Source organism: Chitinophaga sp. Ak27 (genome assembly GCF_012726295.1).
Lineage (GTDB): Bacteria > Bacteroidota > Bacteroidia > Chitinophagales > Chitinophagaceae > Chitinophaga.
This window is the reverse complement of sequence record NZ_JABAOB010000011.1, coordinates 18,942-42,842: the sequence shown is the minus strand read 5'-3', so window position 1 is coordinate 42,842 and position 23,901 is coordinate 18,942. Positions and strand designations below refer to the sequence as shown.

General features: G+C 46.4%; 16 protein-coding genes. 8 read left to right on the top strand and 8 right to left on the bottom strand.

Annotated features, from left to right (window positions below):
• Positions 1-8 precede the first annotated feature (8 nt).
• From HGH90_RS28100 to HGH90_RS28080, 5 genes are all read left to right on the top strand, one after another.
• Positions 9-1,199, top strand: a complete 1,191-nt coding sequence (locus tag HGH90_RS28100; protein ID WP_168765280.1) for an O-succinylhomoserine sulfhydrylase — start codon at positions 9-11, stop codon at positions 1,197-1,199.
• 137 nt (positions 1,200-1,336) lie between these two features.
• Positions 1,337-1,690, top strand: a complete 354-nt coding sequence (locus HGH90_RS28095; RefSeq protein ID WP_168765279.1) for a hypothetical protein — start codon at positions 1,337-1,339, stop codon at positions 1,688-1,690.
• 81 nt (positions 1,691-1,771) lie between these two features.
• Positions 1,772-4,294, top strand: a complete 2,523-nt coding sequence (locus tag HGH90_RS28090; protein ID WP_168765278.1) for a DUF5686 and carboxypeptidase regulatory-like domain-containing protein — start codon at positions 1,772-1,774, stop codon at positions 4,292-4,294.
• Between the two features lie 447 nt (positions 4,295-4,741).
• Positions 4,742-4,948, top strand: a complete 207-nt coding sequence (locus tag HGH90_RS28085; protein WP_168765277.1) for a hypothetical protein — start codon at positions 4,742-4,744, stop codon at positions 4,946-4,948.
• A 112-nt stretch (positions 4,949-5,060) separates the two neighbouring features.
• A complete protein-coding gene (locus HGH90_RS28080; RefSeq protein WP_211093020.1) occupies positions 5,061-6,074 on the top strand; it encodes a rhodanese-related sulfurtransferase in 1,014 nt (337 codons plus the stop codon).
• Positions 6,075-6,298: 224 nt separating this feature from the next.
• Here the strand turns inward: HGH90_RS28080 and HGH90_RS28075 are convergent, their stop codons facing one another.
• The 7 genes from HGH90_RS28075 to HGH90_RS28045 form a co-directional block, all read right to left on the bottom strand.
• Complete coding sequence (locus tag HGH90_RS28075; protein ID WP_169192447.1) at positions 6,299-9,397, bottom strand: efflux RND transporter permease subunit; 3,099 nt, start codon at positions 9,395-9,397, stop codon at positions 6,299-6,301.
• A gap of 12 nt (positions 9,398-9,409) precedes the next feature.
• The gene (locus HGH90_RS28070; protein WP_211172697.1) at positions 9,410-10,774 is read right to left on the bottom strand and encodes a carbohydrate porin; all 1,365 of its coding nucleotides are present in this window, start codon (positions 10,772-10,774) and stop codon (positions 9,410-9,412) included.
• Positions 10,758-11,849 (bottom strand): efflux RND transporter periplasmic adaptor subunit, encoded by a 1,092-nt coding sequence (locus HGH90_RS28065; protein ID WP_168765275.1) that lies wholly within the window; start codon positions 11,847-11,849, stop codon positions 10,758-10,760. The genes HGH90_RS28070 and HGH90_RS28065 overlap by 17 nt, the downstream gene beginning before the upstream one ends.
• A 4-nt stretch (positions 11,850-11,853) precedes the next feature.
• Entirely contained in the window at positions 11,854-13,131 is a 1,278-nt protein-coding gene (locus tag HGH90_RS28060; RefSeq protein ID WP_169192446.1) for a TolC family protein, read from the bottom strand.
• A gap of 255 nt (positions 13,132-13,386) precedes the next feature.
• Entirely contained in the window at positions 13,387-14,757 is a 1,371-nt protein-coding gene (locus HGH90_RS28055; RefSeq protein ID WP_168765273.1) for a sensor histidine kinase, read from the bottom strand.
• Positions 14,758-14,766: 9 nt separating this feature from the next.
• Positions 14,767-15,453, bottom strand: coding sequence for a response regulator transcription factor (locus HGH90_RS28050; protein ID WP_169192445.1), 687 nt, complete (start codon positions 15,451-15,453; stop codon positions 14,767-14,769).
• Positions 15,454-15,552: 99 nt separating this feature from the next.
• Complete coding sequence (locus HGH90_RS28045; RefSeq protein WP_169192444.1) at positions 15,553-17,517, bottom strand: ABC-F family ATP-binding cassette domain-containing protein; 1,965 nt, start codon at positions 17,515-17,517, stop codon at positions 15,553-15,555.
• Between the two features lie 201 nt (positions 17,518-17,718).
• Between HGH90_RS28045 and HGH90_RS28040 the strand changes: the two genes are divergently transcribed.
• Positions 17,719-18,300 (top strand): DUF3347 domain-containing protein, encoded by a 582-nt coding sequence (locus HGH90_RS28040; RefSeq protein ID WP_169192443.1) that lies wholly within the window; start codon positions 17,719-17,721, stop codon positions 18,298-18,300.
• Positions 18,301-18,345: 45 nt separating this feature from the next.
• On the top strand, positions 18,346-20,709 hold the full coding sequence (locus HGH90_RS28035; protein WP_247679940.1) for a TonB-dependent receptor: 2,364 nt from the start codon (positions 18,346-18,348) through the stop codon (positions 20,707-20,709).
• 47 nt (positions 20,710-20,756) lie between these two features.
• On the opposite strand, the gene HGH90_RS28030 is transcribed toward HGH90_RS28035, so the two are convergent.
• A complete protein-coding gene (locus HGH90_RS28030) occupies positions 20,757-21,401 on the bottom strand; it encodes a hypothetical protein (RefSeq protein ID WP_169192442.1) in 645 nt (214 codons plus the stop codon).
• Positions 21,402-21,827: 426 nt separating this feature from the next.
• On the opposite strand from HGH90_RS28030, the gene thrS reads away from it, so the two are divergent.
• Positions 21,828-23,768 (top strand): threonine--tRNA ligase, encoded by a 1,941-nt coding sequence (gene thrS / locus HGH90_RS28025; protein WP_169192441.1) that lies wholly within the window; start codon positions 21,828-21,830, stop codon positions 23,766-23,768.
• Positions 23,769-23,901 lie beyond the last annotated feature (133 nt).

Below are 23,901 nucleotides of genomic sequence, written 5' to 3'. Positions count from 1 at the left end.
CCATATTCATGAACAAAGACAGACATCAATACCAACCGGATACCAATGCTGTAAGAATCCAGATTCCGAGGACAGACCAGATGGAACATGCGTCTCCTATGTTCCTTACTTCCAGTTTCTGTTTTGATAATGCAGAAGAAATGCGGGCTACGTTTGCTGATGAAACGGATTTTAATATCTATAGCCGTTTCAGTAATCCCAACGTAGACGAATTTGTACAGAAGATGTGCGCCCTCGAAGGAGGGGAAGCAGGTTACGCTACCGCCTCTGGTATGAGCGCTATCTTTGCCAGTTTTATGGCCCTGCTGAAGGCAGGTGATCACTTGCTCTCGGCCCGTTCTATCTTCGGCTCTACACATACGGTGATTACCAAGTTCCTGCCTAAATGGGGCATCACCACTTCCTATTTCGATATTACAGATGATCCGGCCACCATCGCGGCAATGATCAAACCCAATACCCGGATGATTTTCCTGGAAACGCCTTCCAACCCGGGACTGGAAATTATTGATATTGAAATGTTGTCCCGTATTGCCAGGGAACACAAGGTAATACTGAATGTAGACAATGCTTTTGCTACTCCCGTATTACAAAGGCCGCTGGACTATGGCGCCGACCTGGTTACCCATTCTGCCACCAAGTGGATAGACGGGCAGGGACGTGTGTTAGGAGGTGTAGTGGTTGGAAAGAAAGAACTGATCAAGGAAATATATACCTTCTGCCGCAGTACCGGGCCGTCTATGTCGCCGTTCAACGCCTGGGTACTGAGCAAAAGCTTGGAAACCCTGTTTGTGCGTATGGAACGCCATTCGGACAGTGCGCTGAAGTTGGCCAAAGCCCTGGAGAGCAACCCTCATTTGTCGTTGGTGAAGTATCCATTTTTACCCAGCCACCCGCAATATGCCATTGCGCAAAAGCAGATGAGTGGAGGAGGGGGGATTGTATGCTTTGAGCTGAAGGGCGGCTTACAACAAGGGGTACGCTTCCTGGATGCCTTACAGTTGTTGTCGCTCACTGCTAACCTGGGCGATAGTCGCAGTATTGCTTCGCATCCGGCCAGCACCACGCACGCCAAATTGAGTGAAGAAGAGAGAGCCATTGCCGGTATTACACCTGGATTGATCCGTATTTCTGTGGGATTGGAGAATATCAGGGATATTCTGGCAGATATTGAACAGGCATTGGAAAAAAGCAAATAAGCAGAAAGCAAAAAGCTATTGTGGAGAATTATCAAAGCGATTTTTAATACCCGCTAAGATCATTCTCCACAATAGCTTTTTGCTTTCTGCTTTCCGCTTTCTGTTCTCCTTTAAGCTTTTTATCCTATATTAGAATTATGAAATCCTTTGCACATTTTCTCCTTATCCTAGTCCTGGCTTATATAGCCGGTATGTTTTTGCCCTGGTGGAGCGTGGCGGTGGTTGCCTTCCTGGTAACCCTGTTGATGCCTTTATCTCCCGGTAAATCCTTCTTCAGTGCATTCTTGGGTATATTTGTGCTGTGGCTGATGCTCGCGTTTTATATGGACGTACGGAATGATCACCTGTTGGCTAACCGCATGAGTGAAATGATCCTGAAAGTGAAGAGCGCCCCGCTAATAGGCATAGTAAGTGCGTTCCTGGGCGCACTGGTAGCAGGTTTTGCCGCCAGCTCCGCCGCCTTTTTACGTGTAACAAAAAAGCCAGCCTGATTGCTTATCAAGGCTGTTAAACTTCTGGTAAAACGGCGTACCGGGCATACCGGTAAACCGTTGGCCGTTACATTTGGGAATATGATGAAATATCTATCCACCCTGTTGTGTATCCTTATTTCGGGCTATTGTCAGGCCAATGTGGTGAGGGGCCGTGTAACGGATGATAAAGATCAGCCGCTTCCTTTCGCTACTATATTCATAAAAGGAACCACTACCGGCACGACCACCAATGCTGCCGGACAATATCACCTTGACCTTCCCCCGGGGCAATACACCATTGTATGCCAGTATATCGGCTTCCGGAGAACAGAACTCCCGGTTAACGTTAACGCCCCTACGCAAACGCTCGACTTCCATTTACAGCCGGTGAATATGCAGATCCGGGAAGTAGTGGTGAAAGCCGCGGGCGAAGACCCGGCATATGCCATCATTCGCCAGGCCATTAAGAAAAGACAGTTTTACCACGACCAGGTGAAGGAATACACCTGCATGTCTTATATTAAAGGTACTATTGGCCTGCAAAACGTGCCAGAGAAACTCCTGGGCAAGAAAATAGACAAAGCTGATATGGGCGTAGATAGTAGCGGGAAAGGCATGGTATTTCTCTCTGAATCTATTACAAAAATTTCCGCCCGTCAGCCGGATAAGATCAAGCTGGAAGTTATTTCTTCCCGTAAAAGTGGCGGTGGTTTTGGCCTGAGCTTCCCGGCCATCATCAGTTTTTATGATAATAATGTAACGGCTGTTATTACACAAATGGGCCCCCGTGGCTATATCTCGCCGATCGCAGAAAATGCGCTGGCTTTCTATAAATATCACCTGGAGGGCACTTTTGTAGAAGATGGGAAAACGGTGAATAAGATAAAAGTGATTCCACGCCGTAAGCAGGAGCCGCTGTTTTTTGGCGATATCTTTATCACAGATGGCGACTGGCGCATTCATAGCACCGATCTGTTCCTCACCTCTGAGTACCAGCTGGAGCTGATGGACTCGCTGGAGATCCGCCAAACCCACGTGCCAGTGACTGATGGCGTATGGCGGGTAAAAGACCAGGTACTGCGTATTGCCTTCAACAAATTTGGTTTCCGCATGGGGGGAAGCTTTGTGAACGTTTATTCAGATTATAATGTGCAGCCCAATTTACCGGCTCGTTTTTTCGATAATGTTTTCCTGAAGTACGATACCGCATTTGATAAACAGCAGCATGCTTATTGGGACAGTATCCGCCCCGTGCCCCTGGAGCAAGCTGAAGTAAAGGATTATCACGAAAAAGACAGTGCGGCCAAGGCCGATCGTGATTCTGCCATGTCTAAATACCGCTTGTCTTCCCTTCAGAAAAAGCAAAAGCCAGTGAAAGTAATGGACCTGCTCTGGGGCGGTGCTACTCATAAATATTATTTCCGCCGCGACAGCGCTATCAACTTTCATCAGCTTTATGTCAAAGGGTTATTGAAATCGCTAAAGTATAATACAGTAGAAGGATTGGCGTTGGCACTGGAACCGGAGTTCACCGTCAATACCAGCGAGGAAAGTAGTTTGCGCATAAAGCCTTTCTTGCGCTATGGGCTGAGTAATACTCACCTCAATGCCTATACGGAAATAAACTTCCAGAATACCAGCAAAATCAGCAAGCGGTATGGGCGCAATGACTGGAAGCTGGCCGGGGGCAAGCGTATTTCCCAATTCAACCAGGACAATCCCATCGATAACATAGCCAACGAATTTTATACGCTCTTTCTAAAGGAAAACTATATGAAGCTATACGAGAATTGGTTTGGTAGCCTGCAATACAGCAGAACGTTTCAAACTAATGATCGTTTATCCGTTGGCGTGAATTATGAAAGCAGGGTACCGGTAGAAAATACTACCGATTTTGTATTCTTTAAGAACGATCGTAAGGCCTTTACGCCCAACCATCCGCAGGAACTGGCTAATATACCTTTTGAAAAGCACCAGGCACTGGTAGCTGATGTAAGTTTTACTTACCAGCCGGGGCAACAGTTTGTGGAGTTGCCGGATCGCAAAATACCGTTGGGATCCAAATATCCTACCTTTAAAATCAGCTACAGTAAAGGGATTCCGAATGTAGCCAATAGTATTGTTGATTTTGATAAATGGAACTTTTCGGTGCAGGATAATATGAACTTTAAATTGCTGGGCGAGTTCCGTTATCACATTGGCATAGGCGGATTTTTGAATGACAAAAATGTGCAGATTCCGGACTATCAGCATTTCAACGGCAACCAGACGTTCTATAACATGAAATACCTGAATAGTTTTCAACTGGCTCCCTATTACCAGTATAGCACCACGGCCTCGTTTTATACCACAGCCAATGTAGAACATCATTTCAATGGGTTGCTGACCAACAAAATTCCATTGTTCAACCGGCTGAAATGGAACCTGGTAGCGGGCGCCAATGCTTTTTATGTAAATGGCGACAACAACTACGTAGAAGTATTTGGAGGTCTGGAAAATATTTTCAAAATGATCCGGGTAGATGTGGTGGCGGGTTATCAGAGTAAACAGGATACCCGTATAGGCGTGCGCGTTGGCTTTGGCGGAATATTAGGCAACGTCGTAAAGTTTAATAGCCGTTGAGCTTGATGCCGGAGATTTTACCTGGGGTACCGTAAAATCTCCGTATCTCAACATCCACACCCATGAAAAGGGCGTTACTTTTTCCTGCTCTTCAATTCCTTTTTCTCGTCGAAGTAATACGCCAGCAATCTGTAGATCCAGATACCAACAACTGCGTAAATAAAGTAAGTAATGTAAGTACTCATAATGTAACATTTAAGGGTTAAACAATAATTGTTCTTGCGATACCATTTTTCAAAAAGGGTGCCAATCGGGGTCGTAACTTACAACAAAGTTATATACAATAATTATCAAATAGTTATAAAATAACAAATATTTTTTTTCTCAGAAAAGAAACTTTTGGTTGATAAATTACGTTAGTAAGGTAAGCATATTTGCAGGATCGCTGTGCACATTTTACTCACACGTAAGTGCCAGTGGCCACTAGTTAATCAGAAATCGTTCGTTATGAGGAAAATCGCTCTTTATGCGTTGTTATCAGGCATCTTGCTGGCAGCAGCGGCCTATTTTACAGAAATGAATGACCTGCCCGGCGCAGTAGAATTAAGAACCCCCGGCTTTGTGGGTTATATATTCATTATCAGCGCGATAGGTTGGTTTTCCCTGAATACGCTGCACCAATGGGGGCGGGAAGCCGACGCTTACCAATATTGATATTGCTGTATTTTTGCTACCTTTGCGCCCTAATCAATTGTTCTTTTACGATTAAAGAGGGTTGATTGAAGTTTTGTTCACGACGCAGGTGTCCTTAAAATTTCAAGCAATTATGGCATTACACAACAGAGTATCTGCCGCCGAACTAAAACAACGGCTGGCAAAAGAAACATTTAAGCGCGTTACAATATCTTTCTACCAGTACGCGAAAATCCCCGATCCGCAGGCATTCCGCGATCAGCTCTACGAATCCCTTTTCAAACTGGATACATTCGGACGTATTTATGTGGCCCATGAAGGCATCAATGCCCAAATCAGTGTGCCCGAACATCATTTTGATGCATTTAAAGACACTTTGTATGCCATCGACTTCCTCAATGGTATTCGCCTGAATATCGCAGTAGATGATGATGGTAAGTCATTCTTCGTATTGAAAATCAAGGTCCGGGAAAAAATTGTCGCCGACGGCATCGAGGACCCCACTTTTGATATGGCCAACCGTGGCCGTTATGTAGACGCCCAAACTTTCAATGAGCTGACTGCTGATCCTGACACGGTGATTGTGGACATGCGGAACCACTATGAGTACGAGGTGGGACATTTTGAAGGCGCCATTGAGGTACCTTCTGATACTTTCCGCGATCAACTGCCCATGGCTGTCGATATGCTCGCTGACCAGAAAGATAAAAACATCATTATGTATTGCACGGGGGGCATACGTTGCGAAAAGGCATCTGCCTACATGCTGCATAATGGTTTTAAGAACGTATTTCACCTGGAGGGCGGCATTATTGAGTACACCAACAAAGCCCGTCAACAAGGCCTTCCAATCAAATTCAAAGGCAAAAACTTTGTATTTGATGATCGCCTCGGTGAGCGTATCAGTGAAGATATTATCAGTCATTGCCATCAATGTGGCGAGCCTTGTGATACCCATACCAACTGCCTGAACCAGGGTTGTCACCTCTTGTTCATCCAGTGCGAGTCCTGCGCGAAGAAGTATAATGGCTGCTGCAGCGAAGCCTGTCAGACTGTACATGCTTTGCCGGAAGAAGAACAGCTCGAATTACGCAAAGGTGTAGAGAAAGGATTGATGTTTAATAAATCGAGACGGAGAAAAATATAAGCGGGTACATTTCCCGCAAAGCCAAATAACAGCGAAGCCGTAAAGAAATGTAGCCACATTCTTTACGGCTTCGCTGCTTGGTTTTAAAAAATCCGCTCCGCGTTGTATCTTCTCGGCAGGGCGGAGTAGTATGGTCATAAAATTGAATGGTCGGAATTGCCCTGTCATTCTTTTTTATGGCCATGCTATCAACCTATATGCGAACTAAAATTTTCACGAGTTTCCTATAAAGCGTCTTTCTTATTCTTGTAAGCGCCGTAGAAGATAATCGGGAACACCAGCAATGTTAAAATGGTAGCCGTAATCAATCCTCCAATTACTACAATCGCCAGCGGCTTCTGCGTTTCCGAACCAATACCATGGGAAATAGCGGCTGGTATCAAACCTATGGCAGCCATCAGGGCGGTCATTACTACCGGACGTACACGACTCTGTACGCCCAGTTTAATGGCCTCATTGAGTGGCACTTTCCCTTCCAGGTTTTTATGGAAGACAGAAATCAGGATCACCCCATTTTGTATACAGATCCCGAATAGGGCGATGAAACCAACACCAGCGGAAATACCGAAGTTCATACCGGTAACATGCAGCGCCAGGATACCGCCAATCAATGCAAACGGTACATTCATCAACACCAGGCCGGCATCTTTTACACTACCCAGCATGATAAACAATACCATAAAGATGGCAATGATACTGATAGGGACTACCTGTCCCAAACGTTGCGTGGCACGTACCTGGTTTTCAAACTCACCGGTCCAGCCAATAGAGTAGGCCTTTGGCAGTTTAACCACCTTGTTGATTTTAGCCTGTGCTTCGGCAATGGTACTGCCCAGGTCACGGTCACGCACCGAGAACTTCACCCCGATAAAGCGCTTGTTACTGTCCCGGTAAATGAACGCCGGACCTGTAATCGTTTTGATCTCCGCGATCTCTTTCAGCGGTATTTTATTATTGTTGATGGTAGGCACCATCAGGTTAGCCAGGTCGTCTTCCGTTTTACGATAGTTTTCGTCATAACGGATACGGATATCGAATTTTTTCTCTCCCTGATACAACTGGGTAGCGGTTTTACCACCAATCGCCATTTCAATTACTGCCTGGGCATCGCCGGTGGCTACACCATATTGGGCCATTTTGTTGTCGTCGAGATTGATACTCATTTCAGGCTGACCGATGTTACGGATAACGCCCAGGTCTTTGATACCCTGTACGGTTTTCAGCTGTGCAATCACCTGTTGGGATAATGCTTCCAGCTTAGTCAGGTCATCTCCGAAAATCTTCACTCCGTTTGCAGCCTTAAAACCAGCAACGGCTTCCGCTACGTTGTCGCTGATAGGCTGAGAGAAGTTCAGGATAATGCCAGGATATTTTTTCAGGCGATGCTCCATTTCTGCAATCAACTCATCCTGTGTGATCTTGCGCTTCCATTCCTCTTTCGGCGCCAGATCTACCTGGTACTGTACGAAGTAAAAGCCGTTAGGGTCAGTACCGTCGTTGGAACGCCCTACCTGCGATAATACCCGTTTTACTTCAGGGAATGCACCCAGGTCTTCCCGGATATCATGCGCCATTTTAGTGCTTTCGCTCAGCGCCATACTCATGGGCAATTCCGTTGTTACCCATAGAGAGCCTTCATTCAGCTGGGGCAGGAATTCTGTTCCCAGGAATTTGGCGGAGATGAAGGTTACCACCATGAATGCGAGGGCCAGCGTCATGCTTAAGCGCTTGTTGCGGTAAGTCCAGCCGAAACCGCGCATAACGATACGGTCAAAGAAATTAACCAGTATATTATTTTTCTCCTTTACATTTTTATTGAGCAGGATAGAGCACAATACCGGTACCAGTGTTAAAGTAAACAACAGGGCGCCCAGTAGGGCAAATCCCAATGTCCAGGCTAGGGGCGAGAACATTTTACCTTCTACTTTCTGGAAGGAGAAGATAGGAATGAGGGAGATGATAATAATGAGTTTGGAGAAGAAGATGGCCTTGGCCAGCTCGCCGCCGGTTTGCTTGATCCATCCCAGTTTAGCCATTTTATTAAACCGATCCATGCCATACTTATGGGCTTTGTGATCGAGCATAACGAAAATACCCTCCACCATTACCACGGCCCCATCGATGATGATACCGAAGTCGATAGCTCCCATCGACAGCAGGTTGGCGCTCATACCTTTCAGGCGTAAACACATGAAGGCAAACAGCAATGCCAGCGGGATAATGATAGATACGATCACCGTAGTACGCCAGTCGGCCATAAAGAGGAATACGATCACCGTTACGAAAATGATACCTTCTACCAGGTTATGCATTACCGTATGGGTACAGAATTCCATGAGGTTATCACGGTCATAGAACGTTTCCATTTTAATATCATCCGGCAGAATGGTTTCATTCAGCTCTTTCAGCTTGTCTTTCAGGCGGGCCAGGACTTCTGTCGGATTTTCGCCTTTACGCATTACCACGATCCCTTCTACCAGGTCATCATTTTTATCGATACCTACCTGTCCTACGCGTGGAGCGGAGGCTTCGCGTACGTTAGCCAGGTCTTTTACCAGCAGGGGTACGCCATTGATATTTTGTAAGATGATGTTATTGATGTCCTGTATGCTGTTTAGCAAACCTATACCACGTACTACGTAGGCCTGCCCATTCTTTTCGATCACATCGCCGCCTACGTTGACGTTACTCTTGGTAACGGCCTGGTATAATTCCAGCGGGGTAATATCGTATTTAGCCAGTCTTACGGGGTCGGCGGAAATTTCATAAATCTTTTCCTGTCCGCCAAAAGCTACTACATCTGCAATACCGGGTACACTGCGGATCTGGCGGTCTATCACCCAATTCTGCCAGGTGAGCAGATCGCGGGAGTCACGTTTGTTGCTCTTGAGATAGTATCGGAATATTTCACCAGTAGGGCCGTAGGGAGGCTGTACTTCCGGTTCCGCGCCCTCGGGTAGACTTATGTTAGACAACATGTTGTTGACCTGTTGCCGGGCAAAGAAATCTTCCACATCGTCTTCAAACATGATTTTCACCACAGAAAGCCCGAACATGGTTACGGAGCGTACACTGGTTTTCTTTTGTACGGCGTTCATCGATACTTCTATGGGTAGCGTTACGAAACGCTCTACTTCCTGGGCACTGCGGCCATTCCATTTGGTAACGATTACGATTTGTGTATTCGTTACGTCGGGGAATGCTTCGATCGGCGTGTGCACAAAGGAAAATATGCCGGCAGCGATCAGCGTAGCAACGCTGATGAAGACAAACAATTTATTCCTTAGCGAAAAAGCAACAATATTTCTAATGAATTTATTCATAACTCCTGTTCTTTAGAATGCCACTCTGGTCCTTATGCCAATGATATTAACCGGTCCGCGGTCCTTGTTGTAGGCAGGATGCAGCACAAACTGGTAATCAGGGCTTAAGGCGATATGTAGCCTGGTAATGTTACATTGATAGAAAACTTCGGCAATCATTTCCGGAGCATAGTTCAGCTGGCCATCGCCCACCATGAACCCGGTGCCTCCGGCAGCGAGGTAGTCCCGGTGGTCTATCGACAAGCCGTTTACGGCGATGGCAATGCCGGCATTATCCTGTGCGCGGTGCCACCATTGGCCATTTTGCAGCCATCCGGCGCTCAGCGATTGGTCTATTTCGGTATAGGCCCAGGTTTCATTATGACCATCATTCCAGGAGGCTTTCAGGAAAGCGCCTCCGCTTTTGGTTATCTCCTGGTCTATATTAATGCCGAAGCCATATTTAGTACGTCCGTCTTTCCTGGTAGCGGTGATGTCGGGTGTATCGGCCGCATGTTTCAGTGCCAGCAGGTAGCTGCCCATAGGCGCCTGGTTAATAAAGGCCATCAACCGTACATTCCCTTCATGTTTATTCAGTGTATGCGTATGAGCTACTTCTATCACTTCGCCGTTCGACTTACCATAGTCATAATTCAACTTAGGACCATTGGCGAGCTTAGGCTCCAGGGAAGTGGCCGCCTGCACCTGCCACTTGTCTTTCCGGTATTGTACCGTCAATGCCATGGTATACCCACGTACATCGGCGGGGTAGTCCCACGCAGCATTAGCCATCAGTGACCAGTTCAGGAACTGAGTGCGGGGATCGTGGCTATAACTGTTCTGATCAAAGTAGTCGGCCAGGCAATACTTACCGGCAATAAAACGGAGGTAGTGGGTAGGCGTGGTGCCAGCTACATGGTTCAGATCATCAGCGTCATATTCGTTCCGGTCATCCAGGTCGGTTGTTGTCCTTCTGGAGGTTAACGGTAACGTATATATGCCAAATGCCCGGGCCAAGTAAATGGTAGGAGTGGGGTTGCCTACCCGAAACGTTTCGCCATTGGGAAAACCCGCGATACCGGTGGCATGGCTGAGACCCTGACCACCAGCGAGTTCCGGGTTTACATATAGTTCCAGGTTCTTTAACGGACGAATGCCCGCATAAATAGTACTGGTAATAGAAGTAGCGCCTTTTTCATGCGTCTGGAAGCTGTTGGGACCGGAATACTTAGCCTGAAAGTCCGGATGCCACTGCGTTACCAGTGTTTGCTGGAAATGGAAAGTGTAAGGAACAATACTATCCGTTCGTTTGTCTTGTGCGATAGCCTGGTTGCCGACGAATGCCAGCATACCCAGGGAGAATAAAGGTCTTATTCCCAGCTTAGTCTTTAAGTGCATCGTAAATAAGCAATTGATTTTTTGAGATAACTTTTTCATCTGTATTGAGGCCAGATGAAAGATAAGTAATATCTCCCGCTGTCTTGGCGACCTCTACCTGGCGTACAGCGATGTTAAATTTGTCCTTAAATACGAGCACATAGTTTTTGCTGTTGTCGAAAATAACCGCTGCAGAAGGTACTGCCACTTTTTCATCGTTGTCCTGGTACTTTACGTACACGGTGGCAAACATTTCCGGTTTCAACTCCATGTTTTTGTTATCGATGGCGATTCTTACCTGCATAGTTTTGGTAGCAGGGTCCAGGAAGTTGTAGATCTTGTCGATCTTGCCATGGAAAGGCTCATCGGGATAGCTTACCGTTACTACTTTGGCTTCGTAGCCTTCTTTAATACGGGCGATATCCGTTTCAAATACGTTGGCCATTACCCACACATCATCCAGTTCAGAGATGGTGAAGATATTGGCGCTGTTATCTGAGCGGATCTCCATATTGTTGTTGATATTTTTTTCGATGATATAGCCGGAGATGGGGGCTGTTACGAGATAAGTAGCGCCATTTCCTTTGCGATAAATTTTAAAGAGGTCGTTGAGGCGGTTAATTTCCGCTTCAGACTTCTGTAATTCTCCTTTGGCGTTTACCACATCTTTTTCTGTGCTCAACCGGCTGTCATACAAGTCCTGTGCTACTTTCAGGTTTTTGTCGGCCACATTCCGGTCAGATTTTGCCTGTGCCAGTTGCTTTTCATAGTCGGCAATTTCCGCACTGTGTATTACGGCCAGCACTTGTCCTTTTTTAACATAGTCGCCCAGCTGCACTTTGATATCTTCTACATAACCACTCACCAGCGGATATACTTTCAATACCTTGCCACCGTTGGGCGTTACCTTACCGGAAAGGCGCAGTTCATTCATCACCGGTTGCATATGCGCGGTATCAATGCGTATATTTTTCAGCATGGTATCGCTGAGTACAAAGGTGGTCTTCTCTGAATCTTCTGTCTGGCTGTGTTTGCATCCACTCCACAGAATGGCTGCCAGCAGCGAAAAGCCAATAATCAGAATAGGCTGTTTCATGTGCTTAGTTTTTAAATAATTCTTGTCCTGTTGCATAGTTGAGTTCTTCGTAAGCGTTTACCCGGTTGGATAAGAACTTATTAATATTTTTTGCGTTGTCGCTATAACTGTTGAAATAGTCGATAAACTGGAGCAGGGAGATATTACCCTTGCTGAAATTTTTGGATACTTCTGCGATGAGGGTATCAAATTCGCCCTGGAACTGGTGGAGGTCAAATCCTTTGTAACGCTTTTCCAATGCCACAATGCGCTGGTAGGCATTCAGCACTTCTGTTTGCGCTACGGATTGTTGCTGCATTAGCAGTTGTTGCTCACTGCTGATTTGCAGTTTTGCTGCGTGTATGTTACCCTGGTTGCGGTTCCACACCGGCAGGTCAATCCCAAGGGTCAGGCCCACGAAATTGTTAACGTAGCTGCCTTGTTTATCATAAGTGGCGCCTACATGCAAATCCGGGACTGCCAGGGATTTTTGCAGGCGATAATTCAGCTGGGCGGTCTGGTATTGCAGGTCGGCCATCCGCACATCGGCCCTGTTTTTTGAAGCGGCTTCCAGTAACTGGGGCAGTTGTATCTTATCCAGCGTATAAGGAGCCAGATCGGCGGGCTTGATATCGGCCGCGTAGAAATCCTGGCTATGCAACAGCTGTTGCAGGTTTTTCTGGGATTCCAGTTCCTGTTGTTTCAGATCGGCGAAATCATTTTCTATACCTACCTGCAGGGCCTGAAGGCGTACCAGGTCGGCATGTGCCACGCTTCCTTTTTTATCTGCAGTAACGTAGGCATCTACGATCGTCTGGAGATTTCCCAGTTGCTCTTTTAATACCTTTTCTGTTTGCTGCTGGTAATAGATATTGTAAACGTTCTCCCGCAGTTGTAAACGGAGGGTGCGTATCAGCTCATCGAAATTGGCTTCGCTCATTTTGGTGGCGGTGGCGGCCAGCTGAATGGCTTTATTCCTTTTGCCGGCGGTCTGAATCAGTTGATCGATGTTGTATTGTGTTTCACCACCGGATCCAACGTTAAAAGGCTTCAACTTATCAGTGCTGCCAAAACCAAGTACGGTACTGAAGGAAGGATTGCTCCACATCTTTGCCTGGCGTACCAGCGCTTTGGAAGCATCGATCTGGTAGCGTTGTGCCAGCAATAAATAGTTTTTAATCAGGAAGGAATCCTCCACAGACTGGAGGGTCACTGTTTGTACAGAATTTTGTGCCTGTGTAGGTTGAATAAAGCCCAGGCATGTTCCACATGCTGCCAGTAGCAGCATCCTTATAGTTCGCATAATGCCAATTTTGATGATACAAAATTCTTAAAGCGAAATTAAAGGCGCCTTTAAGCCACATTAAAATGCCCTTAAAATAGGATTAGAAAAAGAGCGTATAGTCGTTCATGTTGGATCAAAGAGGGAGTGTGAAGAGTTGTTGCTGGTCTGTAATACCTGCTGGTGGCTTTCTTTAACGGGATTGGCAAAATTGCAGGATAGCATTTGAAAATTAAAATGCAGTCCATTCCGGATTAGAATATGATTAGAACAGGGTTATAAATGGGGGAGTATGACAGTAAAAGTGGTGCCTTCTGGTAAATTAGAAGTAACTGTAATGTGTCCGTTGTGAATCTGGACTATTTTCTTGCAGATAGAGAGTCCCAGGCCATGGCCACGGATTTGGAGGGCATTCTGGCCCCGGTAGAAAGGCTCAAATATTTTATTAATCTCATCGGGGGGGATACCAATGCCGGTATCTTTTATTTGTACCAGGATATATTGGGTAAAGAAATCGATAGATACATGTGCGGTATTGTTGTTAGAAAATTTGCAGGCATTATCGATCAGGTTCAAGAAAAGTACTTTCAGCAGGTTTTCATTGCCATAGCAGGTTACCAGCGAATCGTTGTCCGGCACCTTCAGGAAATGCAATTCCAATCTGGCGGCGGTTTTCTGCTTCAGCCGGATCAGCGTGGTCATTTCCATCAGCAATTCATCAATGCGCACATTACTCAGCACAAATTCCTGTTGCCTCATTTCAGATTGCGCCAGCTGTAGCAGCCCATTGGAAAGGTCGGAGAGGTTTTCGGCGTCTTCGAGCACGGAACTGAGGAGGGCCTGGTATTCTTCCTGGGTCCTGTCTTTCGACAAGGCTACCTGTAGCTGGCTGATAATGGCAGCCAGCGGGGTACGCAGCTCATGGGAGGCATTGCTTACAAAGCTTTTCTGGAGATGGAATGACTCGCTAAGGCGTTGCAGCATGGTATTAAAGTTGGCGCCCAGCTTGGCTATTTCGTCTTTTCCCTTTACGGCTACCTGTGTATCCTGCAGGTTATTGGCGTTGATACTGTCAACCTGTTGTACTAATTGATCTATTGGTTTCACCATTTTGCGGGCAAAGAAATAGCCTATCACCACCAGTACAATCACGGCGGTGAGTAGCTCCAGCAGCAGGATCTGGCTCAGGTGCTGCAGGTTAAGGAAGCCATACTTATCGAAGGAGGAAACGATGACGATCACCGAAATGTCGCCTTCCGTATAGTATACGCCTACCACCTCGCCGCTGCCTTTGTCGTAGCTGTATAGTTTATTCTCCTTGATATAGTTCAATAAGCTGGGGTGGGTGCGGATGGTAGTGTCTTTCAGGTTACTGTACAGCAGGTCGTAGTTGGGATTGTATACCAGGATGGTTTCCTTGTATAGGTCCTGGAAGGTAGTCCTGTCCAGTTTCCGAAGCAGGTCTACCTTTACGTTACCGTCTTCAATAATAACGTTGGCAATGGACCTGGCGCGGTATTCCAGTCGCTCCAGGTATTCCGCCTTGCGCGACTTGGCCGAAAAGTAATAGGCAAGTCCCGCAAACGCAATGAGCATTAGCGTAGCGGAGAGGGTGTAATAGAGCGCTATTTTATACTTGATCTTCAAATAAAACTCCTATTCTTCGGAAAGATAATATCCCATACCAGTTTTGGTATGGAGTAATTTCTGGTCAAAGTCTTTGTCTATTTTCTTGCGGAGGAAGTTCATATATACTTCGATCACGTTGGTGCCGGTATCAAAGTCGATATCCCATACTTTTTCGGCAATGGTAAGTTTGGAGATTACTTTTCCCTTGTGCATGGCCAGGAATTCCAGCAGCTGGTATTCTTTGGCAGTAAGGGCGATTTTTTTGCCGGCGCGGCTCACGTCTTTTTTCTCCCGGTCTATTTCCAGGTCGGCAATCGTGATTCTGTATTGGGTGCCATGGGTGGCTTCGGAGCCGGCACGTTTCAGGAATACCCGGATACGGGCCAGCAGCTCACGGAAGTCGAAGGGTTTTACCAGGTAGTCGTCGGCCCCTAGTTCAAAGGCTTGCATTTTATCTTCCATGCCGCCCAGCGCCGTCAGCATAATGACGGGTACCCGGTTATTTTTGTTGCGGATCACCTCACAGAGCTCATACCCGTTGTTATGCGGGAGATTGAGGTCGAGGATCACCAGGTCATAGTGATTATTGGTCACCAGGCCTTTACCAATGCGGCCATCATAGGCTACGTCTACATCAAAACCATTTTCTTCCAACCCTTTCTTAACGGCATTGGCCACTTTAACTTCGTCTTCAACTACCAGTATTTTTTGCATACTACAGGAAGGGGGATGGTTAAAAAATATAGCTGATTGCCTACGGTGTGGAAGGCTGCTGGCCGGTCCACACCGTAGTACTACCTGAATGTAATAATATTAGCTGACCAGGCTGGCTTCCAGCTGCATTATTTTTTCAAATAATTGCTCATATTGCTGGTTCGCACGGTCTAAAAACTTCTGTACCTCCTGGTATTCACTTTCTACCTGGGCAAATTTTGCCCGGTCGCCGTAAATATCCGGTGATCCCAGACTGGCTTCCAGGTTAGCTTTGCGCTCTTTCAGGCTGGCAACCTGTCCTTCTACCTGGGAAAACTGTTTCTGCTGTTTTTGCAGCTCACGCTGTACATCTTTATTAATGGCCCCCTTGCCGGCATCAGCTGCCGGGGTATTACTTTGGGGAGTACTTTCTTTTTTCGTATCTGCGTTGTTGTTAGTCTTGGTAGCAGCGGGTTGTTGTTGGGCGGCCATTCTCTTCTTCCACTCTTCGTACTCGTTATAGGTGCCTTTGAACTCTTTGATTTCGCCATCTACGATCTCCCAGATTTTGTTGGCCGTTTGGCTGACAAAATAACGGTCGTGCGATACCAGCACCAGGCTGCCTTCGTATTTGTTCAATGCATCGATCAGCATTTGTACGGAGTTCATATCCAGGTGGTTGGTAGGCTCATCCAGCATGAGGAAGTTGGCCTGACTGATAATGGTTTTGGCCAGTGCCACCCGGGCTTTTTCACCTCCCGACAGGATTTTGATCTTTTTAAATACGTCGTCGCCGGTAAAGAGGAAACAACCCAGCAGCTGGCGTAATTCCAGCTCTGTACGGCCGCTGCCGAAATTTTTCAGCTCATCCAGGATCTCAGCGCTCAGGTCCAGCGACTCCAGCTGGTGCTGTGCGTAGAAGCTGGTCACTACATTATGACCGGGAACACGTTCTCCTTCCATAGGTTCCATCCCGAAAATGATGCGGAGCAGGGTAGACTTACCCTTACCGTTAGCGCCTATCAGGGCAATTTTATCGCCGCGATTGATTTCAGCGCTGGTATTCTTCAGGATTTGTATATCTCCGTAGCTTTTACTGATATTATTCAGGGTACATAAAATCTTACCAGGCGTTTTATCCACGGTAAAGTTGATCCGGATCTTGGAAGGGCCATTATCTACCTGTTCTACCCGTTCCAGCTTATCGAGCCTTTTTGCGATACTCTGTGCCTGGGCGGCTTTGGAGGCTTTGGCTTTAAAACGCTCAATAAAGCGTTCCTGCTGACGGATATAGTCCTGTTGATTTTCGTAAGCGCGTTGCTGCATTTCGCGACGGAGATCTTTCTCCACTTCGTAGTCGGCATAGGTGCCGGCGTAGTGATGCAGCTGTTGCTGGTATACTTCCACGATTTTATTCACCATGCGATCCAGGAAGAAACGGTCATGCGATACAATGATTACGGCGCCGTTATAGCCTACGAGGTACCTTTCCAGCCATTCGATAGATGGGAGGTCAAGATGGTTCGTGGGCTCATCGAGCATGAGTACATCCGGCTGCTGCAGGATCAGGCGGGCCAGGAGCACACGCATGCGCCATCCTCCTGAAAACTGGCTGTAGGGCCGGTCCAGGTCAGATGTGGTGAAGCCAAGGCCTTCCAGCACCTGCGCTGTTTTATGTTTCATGTTATAACCATCCAGCGCCTCGAATTCGTGGAGTTTATCGCTGAATTCCTCCAGTAACGCGTCTGTTTGGTTGTGCTCCAGCTCTTTGGTAATACGTTCTATGTCCTTTTCCAGCTCCAGAGCCTTACCGAAGGCCATCATACCCACGGTGAGGATAGATTCATCGGTTTCAAAACTGAGCAGGTCCTGGTTAAAGAAACCAATCGTCAAATTTTTACTTTTGTTAACACTTCCTTTAGAAACGGAATATTCCCCATTGATAATACGCAACAGGGTTGACTTTCCCGTACCGTTTAACCCAATAAGGCCCACGCGGTCACCGGGTTCTATATGCCAGGAAGAATCTTCCAGTATCACCCTGGATCCAAACTCAAACGTAATATCCTGTAATGCGATCAACATAAAAACAAAAAAATTGGATAAAAAACGTGCAAAGTTAAGGATAAAAGCTGAATAGTGAAGCAGAAAGCGTAAAGCGTAAAGCATAAATCAGGATTAACTGGTGCTAATAGTTATTAAAATATCCGATTATATTTATAAGCCGGATAGCTTTATGCTTTACGCTTTCTGCTTTCTGCTTACTTTTGCTGAAAGACTAACAAGATGCATATCAAACAAGGCTTATCGATTGGATGTTTACTGTTGGGGCTTTGGGCCTGCCATTCTGCAGCGCCTAAGGAAGAACAGGCAGCGGCGCCTGCTGCAACGGAGCTACAGGCGCCCTATAGCCAGCAGTTTTATGACTCGCTGGGAGGAGTAATGACTACCTATTACCGTCTTTCTGCCGCATTGGTAGCAGCCGACAGCTTGACGGCGAATCATACTGCCGCCGTGTTGAAAACGCAGGTGGACAGCCTGCCGGTAAACCTGCTACAGATGGATAGCAGCCACCTGGCCAATATAAATGGTATTAGCACCAGTATCAGCGCCGAACTGGCTGGTTTTGAAGGGGAGCAGGGACTGGAAGGCAAACGGGCATCGTTCCAGATGGTATCCGATATGTTGTTTGACCTGGTAAAGAATACCGGCTTAAAAGGACATACTATTTATCACCAGTACTGCCCCATGGCATTTGATGAAAAAGGCGCCTACTGGCTTAGCGATAAACCAGGTATTCAAAATCCCTACTTCGGCCATGATATGCTAACCTGCGGAGAAACCCGGGATAGTTTAATTTATAAGTAGATTATCGTCGGGTAAATCGTAAATTACCAGCAACGATCTTACGGTATGTTCACACGATACGGTCCCTTTTTACTGATGTTATGGCTGTCATGTTTTGCGGGTGCAGCATGGGGACAACAATATACCGTCAGCGGCTTTATAAAAGACAGCACCAACGGCGAATCCTTGCCTGGCGCCACTGTGCAGGTGCTGCATTCATCCAGTGGCGTACAAACCAACAATTATGGTTTCTACTCTCTCACCTTGCCGGCCGGCAGCTATATATTACTTTATTCTTTTGTAGGCTATGAATCCAGGGCCGTAGCCCTTAACCTGGCGGGAAATGCTACCCAGCACATGGAATTATCGCCACATACCTACCAGGCAAAAGAAGTGGTGATTACCGATAAAAAGAAAGATGCCAACGTTAAAAGCACCGACATGGGAAAGGTGGAAATTACCGCTGATCAGGTAAAGAAATTACCAGCGCTGATGGGAGAGGTGGATATGCTCAAAGCCCTGCAGCTGATGCCGGGGGTACAGGCCTCAGGAGAAGGAAATGCAGGATTTTACGTGCGGGGAGGCGGCCCGGATCAAAACCTCATCCTGCTGGACGAAGCGCCGGTATATAATACTGGTCACCTTTTCGGCTTTTTCTCCGTATTCAATACAGATGCCATCCGCAATACCACGCTGGTCAAAGGAGGGATGCCTGCCAACTACGGCGGGCGCCTGTCTTCCGTAGTGGATATTTCCATGAAAGAAGGTAATAATAAAAATTTCCAGGGAGAAGGAGGAATAGGACTGATCTCCTCCCGGCTCTCTTTACAGGGACCGCTGAAGAAAAACAAGGCCTCCTTTATTGTAAGCGGCCGGCGCACTTATATCGACCTGATTACAAAACCGGTTATCAATAATACTTCGTATAAGGGTTCGGGTTATTACTTTTATGACCTTAACCTCAAGATGAATTATATCTTTTCGGACAAAGACCGCTTGTACCTGAGCGGTTACCTGGGAAAAGATGTGTTTAGCTTTGCCAATAAAGACCGTTCGTTCAATGTGAATATTCCCTGGGGCAATACCACGGCCACGTTGAGATGGAATCATATTTTCAGCCGGCAGTTGTTTGCCAACACATCGCTCATTTACAACGACTATAAATTCCGTTTCAACGCCCTGCAAAATAGCTTTGATATCCGCATGTCGTCTGGCATCAGCGATGTAAATTTCAAAACCGATTTCGACTATTATCCACATGTGGATCATCATATCCGGTTTGGCGTCAACTATATCCACCATGTCTTTACGCCTTCCACCGTGTCTGGCAGGCAGGATTCCACGCAGTTTACACCAGAAAAGGCCTTCGAGAAATATGCGCATGAAGCGGCGGCCTACCTGATGGACGACTGGGAGATATCTCCCAAACTACAACTCAATGCGGGCGTTCGTGTTAGCGGGTTTATGCAGGTGGGGCCTTATAAGCGGTATACCAAAGATGCCAACGGCAATAATCTCGACAGCGTTATGTATGGCCGGGGGCAAAAAGTGGTGAGCTACGGAGGACTGGAACCCAGGTTGATCCTGCGTTTGGCACTGAATGATCAAAATTCGCTCAAAGCATCCGTTACCCGCAACTATCAATACATACACCTGGTGTCTAATGCGGCTACCACGCTGCCTACCGATGTTTGGGTGCCCAGCACTTATCTTGTAAAACCGCAGGTGGCCTGGCAATATAGCGCTGGTTATTTCCTCAACTTCGGCCATAATACGTACGAAGCTTCTGCGGAAGTATATTACAAGGAAATGGACCACCAGATTGAATATAAAGAAGGATATACGCCTTCTATCACCGATCCCGAACAGGATTTTGTTTTTGGTAAGGGGCAGGCTTATGGCCTGGAACTGTTTGTGAACAAGAAGAAAGGACACTTTACAGGGTGGGTGGGATATACGCTGGCATGGACCTGGCGGCAGTTCCCCAGTCTGAATGATGGCAAACAATACCCGGCGAAGTATGACCGTCGCCACGACCTGGCGCTAGTAGGTACTTATGAACTGAATAAGCGCTGGAGCCTTTCCGGTATATTCATTTATGGCAGCGGCAATACGACTACATTGCCGGAAACTTTTTATTTTATGGAAGGTACGCTGATACAGGCCTATGGGAACCTGAATGGCTATCGCCTGCCGGCCTACCATCGCCTGGATTTATCGGCTATTTATTCGCCTCAGCCCAAAAGGGCCAACCGCCGGTTTAAGAGCAGCTGGGCGTTTTCAATATACAATGTGTACAGTAGGCAAAACCCTTATTTTGTGTATTTTGATCAGAATGGAAGCGTGGTTAACGGGACATTACAAGTAAGTGCCAAACAGGTGTCGTTGTTTCCTATATTGCCTTCTATTACTTACAACTTCAGGTTTTAGGGAGAGAGAAAATGGAAGCTTAGCAGAGGTGGAAAGTAGACAATAAATTACTTAATTACGCCCGTATATTTCAGGATCGTAAAAATGGAAATCATGATGACCAGCAGTTGGGCCAGGCTTGCAGAGAAAACCGTCCGGGTAAGTCTGGTTTCCACCTTGTAGATTGCTTCCGTCAGGCTTAAATTTACCTGGTTTAGTTCAACTTTCGTGGCCATTGTCTCGGTCATGTGATCAAATCTTGCATTTACCTCAGCTTTAGTTGCCATAGTTGCCATTGTTTCGGTCATGCGATCAAACCTTGCATTCACCTCGGCTTTGGTCGCCATTGTTTCGGTCATGCGCTCAAGCTTTTCGTTCAGCTCCGCTTTTGTGACCATTCGTTCGGTGATGTCATCAAGCCTTAAATTGATGGCCGAGATATCAACTTTCAATTCATTTTTAGTGCTTTCAAGTTCGGTTTTGGTAGCCATTTTTAAATTGATTGCCGAAATATCTGCCTTCAATTCATTCTTGGTGTTTTCCAATTCAGCCTTAGTGGCTACTTCCGCTCTGGTAGGCAAGTCCCTATGAGCATTGGCGGCTTTTTGCGAGAAAAAATCATCCATTGCCATCATGGCTTCCATGGCCCGGTTGTCGGGTAAATGGAGATCCAGCCTAAGGATGTCGTACAATTTTATGTCTTCAAATGTCATAAAAAATATGGTTTTAAATCACGATAAAATTACGGCATTCCAATATCGGATATCTGAGTATGTATAGATATTTCTTTTAACTATATTATATTAAATTTAAACTAGTTAAGATGAAAGATAGACATTCATTTTGATCATTGCTCACATGAAATCAAAGCGCAGTTATGAAAATGAAAATAGCTACACCCTTGGCCGGCAGTCCGGTATAGACAGGTTTACCACCGGTTATCCCAAAAAAATATGACAAAAACCCATTTCTGTCATTTTTTAACTGAGCTCATACCGCTGTAATAATATTTATTTTTAAAATCCTTAATTTCAATGACATGGTTATCTAAATGCTAACAAAGTATTTCTTAACTTCGCAAACATTTTATAAAGGAAATATAGCCCATATGACGTAGTATGGAGCTAACAGCAAAACGTATGATAAATATCACTTTTCCGGATGGCGCAGTTCGTCAGTATGAACCAGGAGTAACTGCATTGGAGATTGCCAAATCCATCAGCGAGGGATTGGCGCGTAAAGTATTGGCAGCAAATGTGAATGGGCAGGTAGTGGATGCTACGCGCCCGATTTTGACGGATAGCACGCTGCAGCTGCTGACGTGGGTGGATAAGGATGGCAAGGCAACGATGTGGCACTCTTCCGCCCACCTGATGGCCGAGGCCCTGGAGGCGCTGTATCCCGGCGTGAAACTGGGTTATGGACCGTCTATTGAAAACGGATTCTATTACGATGTTGACCTGGGCGACCGTACTATTTCGGAAGAAGATCTGAGAAAGATTGAAGCCAAGATGGTGGAGCTGTCTAAGTCAAACAGCGAGTATATACGCAAGGATGTCAGCAAAGCAGATGCGCTGGCTTACTTTACGGAGAAAGGAGATCAGTATAAAGTAGAAACCATCAATGAACTGGCTGATGGCAGCATTAGCTTCTATACCCAGGGTGGTTTTACAGATTTGTGCCGTGGTCCGCATATTCCTAATACCGGCTTTATCAAATCGATTAAGTTGACCAGCATTGCCGGCGCTTACTGGCGTGGAAATGAAAAAAATAAGATGCTGACCCGCATCTATGGTATTACTTTCCCTAACCAGAAGGAGCTCGATGAGTATCTGACCCTGATCGAAGAAGCGAAGAAACGTGATCACCGTAAGCTGGGCAAGGAACTGGAGCTGTTTGCCTTTTCCGAGAAAGTGGGCCTGGGGCTGCCTATGTGGCTGCCTAAAGGCGCAATGCTCCGCGAGCGTTTACAACGGTTTCTCCAGGAAGCACAGATTGCCAGTGGTTACCTGCCAGTGGTAACTCCGCATATCGGTAATAAAAATCTGTACGTGACTTCCGGTCACTACGAAAAATATGGTAAAGATAGTTTCCAGCCTATTCACACGCCGGAAGAAGGCGAGGAGTTTATGCTGAAACCGATGAACTGTCCGCATCACTGTGAGCTTTACAAGGTAACGCCTAAGTCATACAAAGACCTGCCGGTTCGTTTTGCCGAATTTGGTACCGTATATCGTTATGAGCAACACGGCGAACTGCATGGCTTAACCCGTGTAAGAGGATTTACCCAGGACGATGCACACTTATTCTGCCGTCCCGACCAGGTGAAGGCAGAATTCCAGAAAGTGATCGACCTGGTAATGTATGTGTTCAACAGTCTCAGTTTTGCTGATTTTACCGCGCAGATTTCCCTGAGAGATAAGGAAGACCGCAGTAAGTACATTGGTTCAGAAGAGAACTGGGAGCTGGCAGAACAGGCGATTATTGAATCTGCCGCCGAAAAGGGTTTGAATACCGTGGTGGAATATGGCGAAGCGGCTTTCTATGGTCCTAAGCTGGATTTCATGGTAAAGGATGCACTGGGCCGTAAGTGGCAGCTGGGTACCATCCAGGTGGATTACAATCTGCCAGAGCGTTTTGACCTGGAATATATCGGCGCCGATAACCAGCGTCATCGCCCGGTAATGATTCACCGTGCGCCATTTGGTTCACTGGAGCGGTTTATAGCCGTGCTGATAGAGCACTGCGCGGGTAAGTTCCCGTTATGGTTGGCGCCTACCCAGGTGAAGATTTTACCGATCAGTGATAAAAGCCAGGAGTACGCAGAAAAAGTAGCAGAATTGCTAAAAAATGCGGAAATTCGCGCTGAAATAGACGATAGAAGTGAAAAAATAGGCAAAAAAATCCGGGAAGCTGAACTGGCAAAAATTCCGTATATGCTTGTCCTGGGTGAAAAAGAAGCTGCCGATAATGTAGTAGCTGTTCGTCGTCAGTCTAAAGGTGATATGGGAACTATGCAAATCGACGCTTTCACCGCGTTGATCAACGAAGAAGTAGCGAACCGGAAACCATTAGAATAGTGGCGTAATAAATGTGGAAAAAAGGTATATAAAACAATGAACATTCCTGCAGAAAGGTATGTTTATTGCTAAAATTTTCCCCTTATTTTTGTAGAAATTGTTTTTGGTCCATGGAAGAAAAATGGACCATGGA

Excerpts from the sequence above, each read along its gene's own strand:
- HGH90_RS28100 (WP_168765280.1), top strand. The coding sequence starts at position 9 with ATGAACAAAGACAGACATCAATACCAACCGGATACCAATGCTGTAAGA.
- HGH90_RS28095 (WP_168765279.1), top strand. The coding sequence starts at position 1,337 with ATGAAATCCTTTGCACATTTTCTCCTTATCCTAGTCCTGGCTTATATA.
- HGH90_RS28090 (WP_168765278.1), top strand. The coding sequence starts at position 1,772 with ATGATGAAATATCTATCCACCCTGTTGTGTATCCTTATTTCGGGCTAT.
- HGH90_RS28085 (WP_168765277.1), top strand. The coding sequence starts at position 4,742 with ATGAGGAAAATCGCTCTTTATGCGTTGTTATCAGGCATCTTGCTGGCA.
- HGH90_RS28080 (WP_211093020.1), top strand. The coding sequence starts at position 5,061 with ATGGCATTACACAACAGAGTATCTGCCGCCGAACTAAAACAACGGCTG.
- HGH90_RS28075 (WP_169192447.1), bottom strand. The coding sequence starts at position 9,397 with ATGAATAAATTCATTAGAAATATTGTTGCTTTTTCGCTAAGGAATAAA.
- HGH90_RS28070 (WP_211172697.1), bottom strand. The coding sequence starts at position 10,774 with ATGCACTTAAAGACTAAGCTGGGAATAAGACCTTTATTCTCCCTGGGT.
- HGH90_RS28065 (WP_168765275.1), bottom strand. The coding sequence starts at position 11,849 with ATGAAACAGCCTATTCTGATTATTGGCTTTTCGCTGCTGGCAGCCATT.
- HGH90_RS28060 (WP_169192446.1), bottom strand. The coding sequence starts at position 13,131 with ATGCGAACTATAAGGATGCTGCTACTGGCAGCATGTGGAACATGCCTG.
- HGH90_RS28050 (WP_169192445.1), bottom strand. The coding sequence starts at position 15,453 with ATGCAAAAAATACTGGTAGTTGAAGACGAAGTTAAAGTGGCCAATGCC.
- HGH90_RS28045 (WP_169192444.1), bottom strand. The coding sequence starts at position 17,517 with ATGTTGATCGCATTACAGGATATTACGTTTGAGTTTGGATCCAGGGTG.
- HGH90_RS28040 (WP_169192443.1), top strand. The coding sequence starts at position 17,719 with ATGCATATCAAACAAGGCTTATCGATTGGATGTTTACTGTTGGGGCTT.
- HGH90_RS28035 (WP_247679940.1), top strand. The coding sequence starts at position 18,346 with ATGTTCACACGATACGGTCCCTTTTTACTGATGTTATGGCTGTCATGT.
- HGH90_RS28030 (WP_169192442.1), bottom strand. The coding sequence starts at position 21,401 with ATGACATTTGAAGACATAAAATTGTACGACATCCTTAGGCTGGATCTC.
- thrS (WP_169192441.1), top strand. The coding sequence starts at position 21,828 with ATGATAAATATCACTTTTCCGGATGGCGCAGTTCGTCAGTATGAACCA.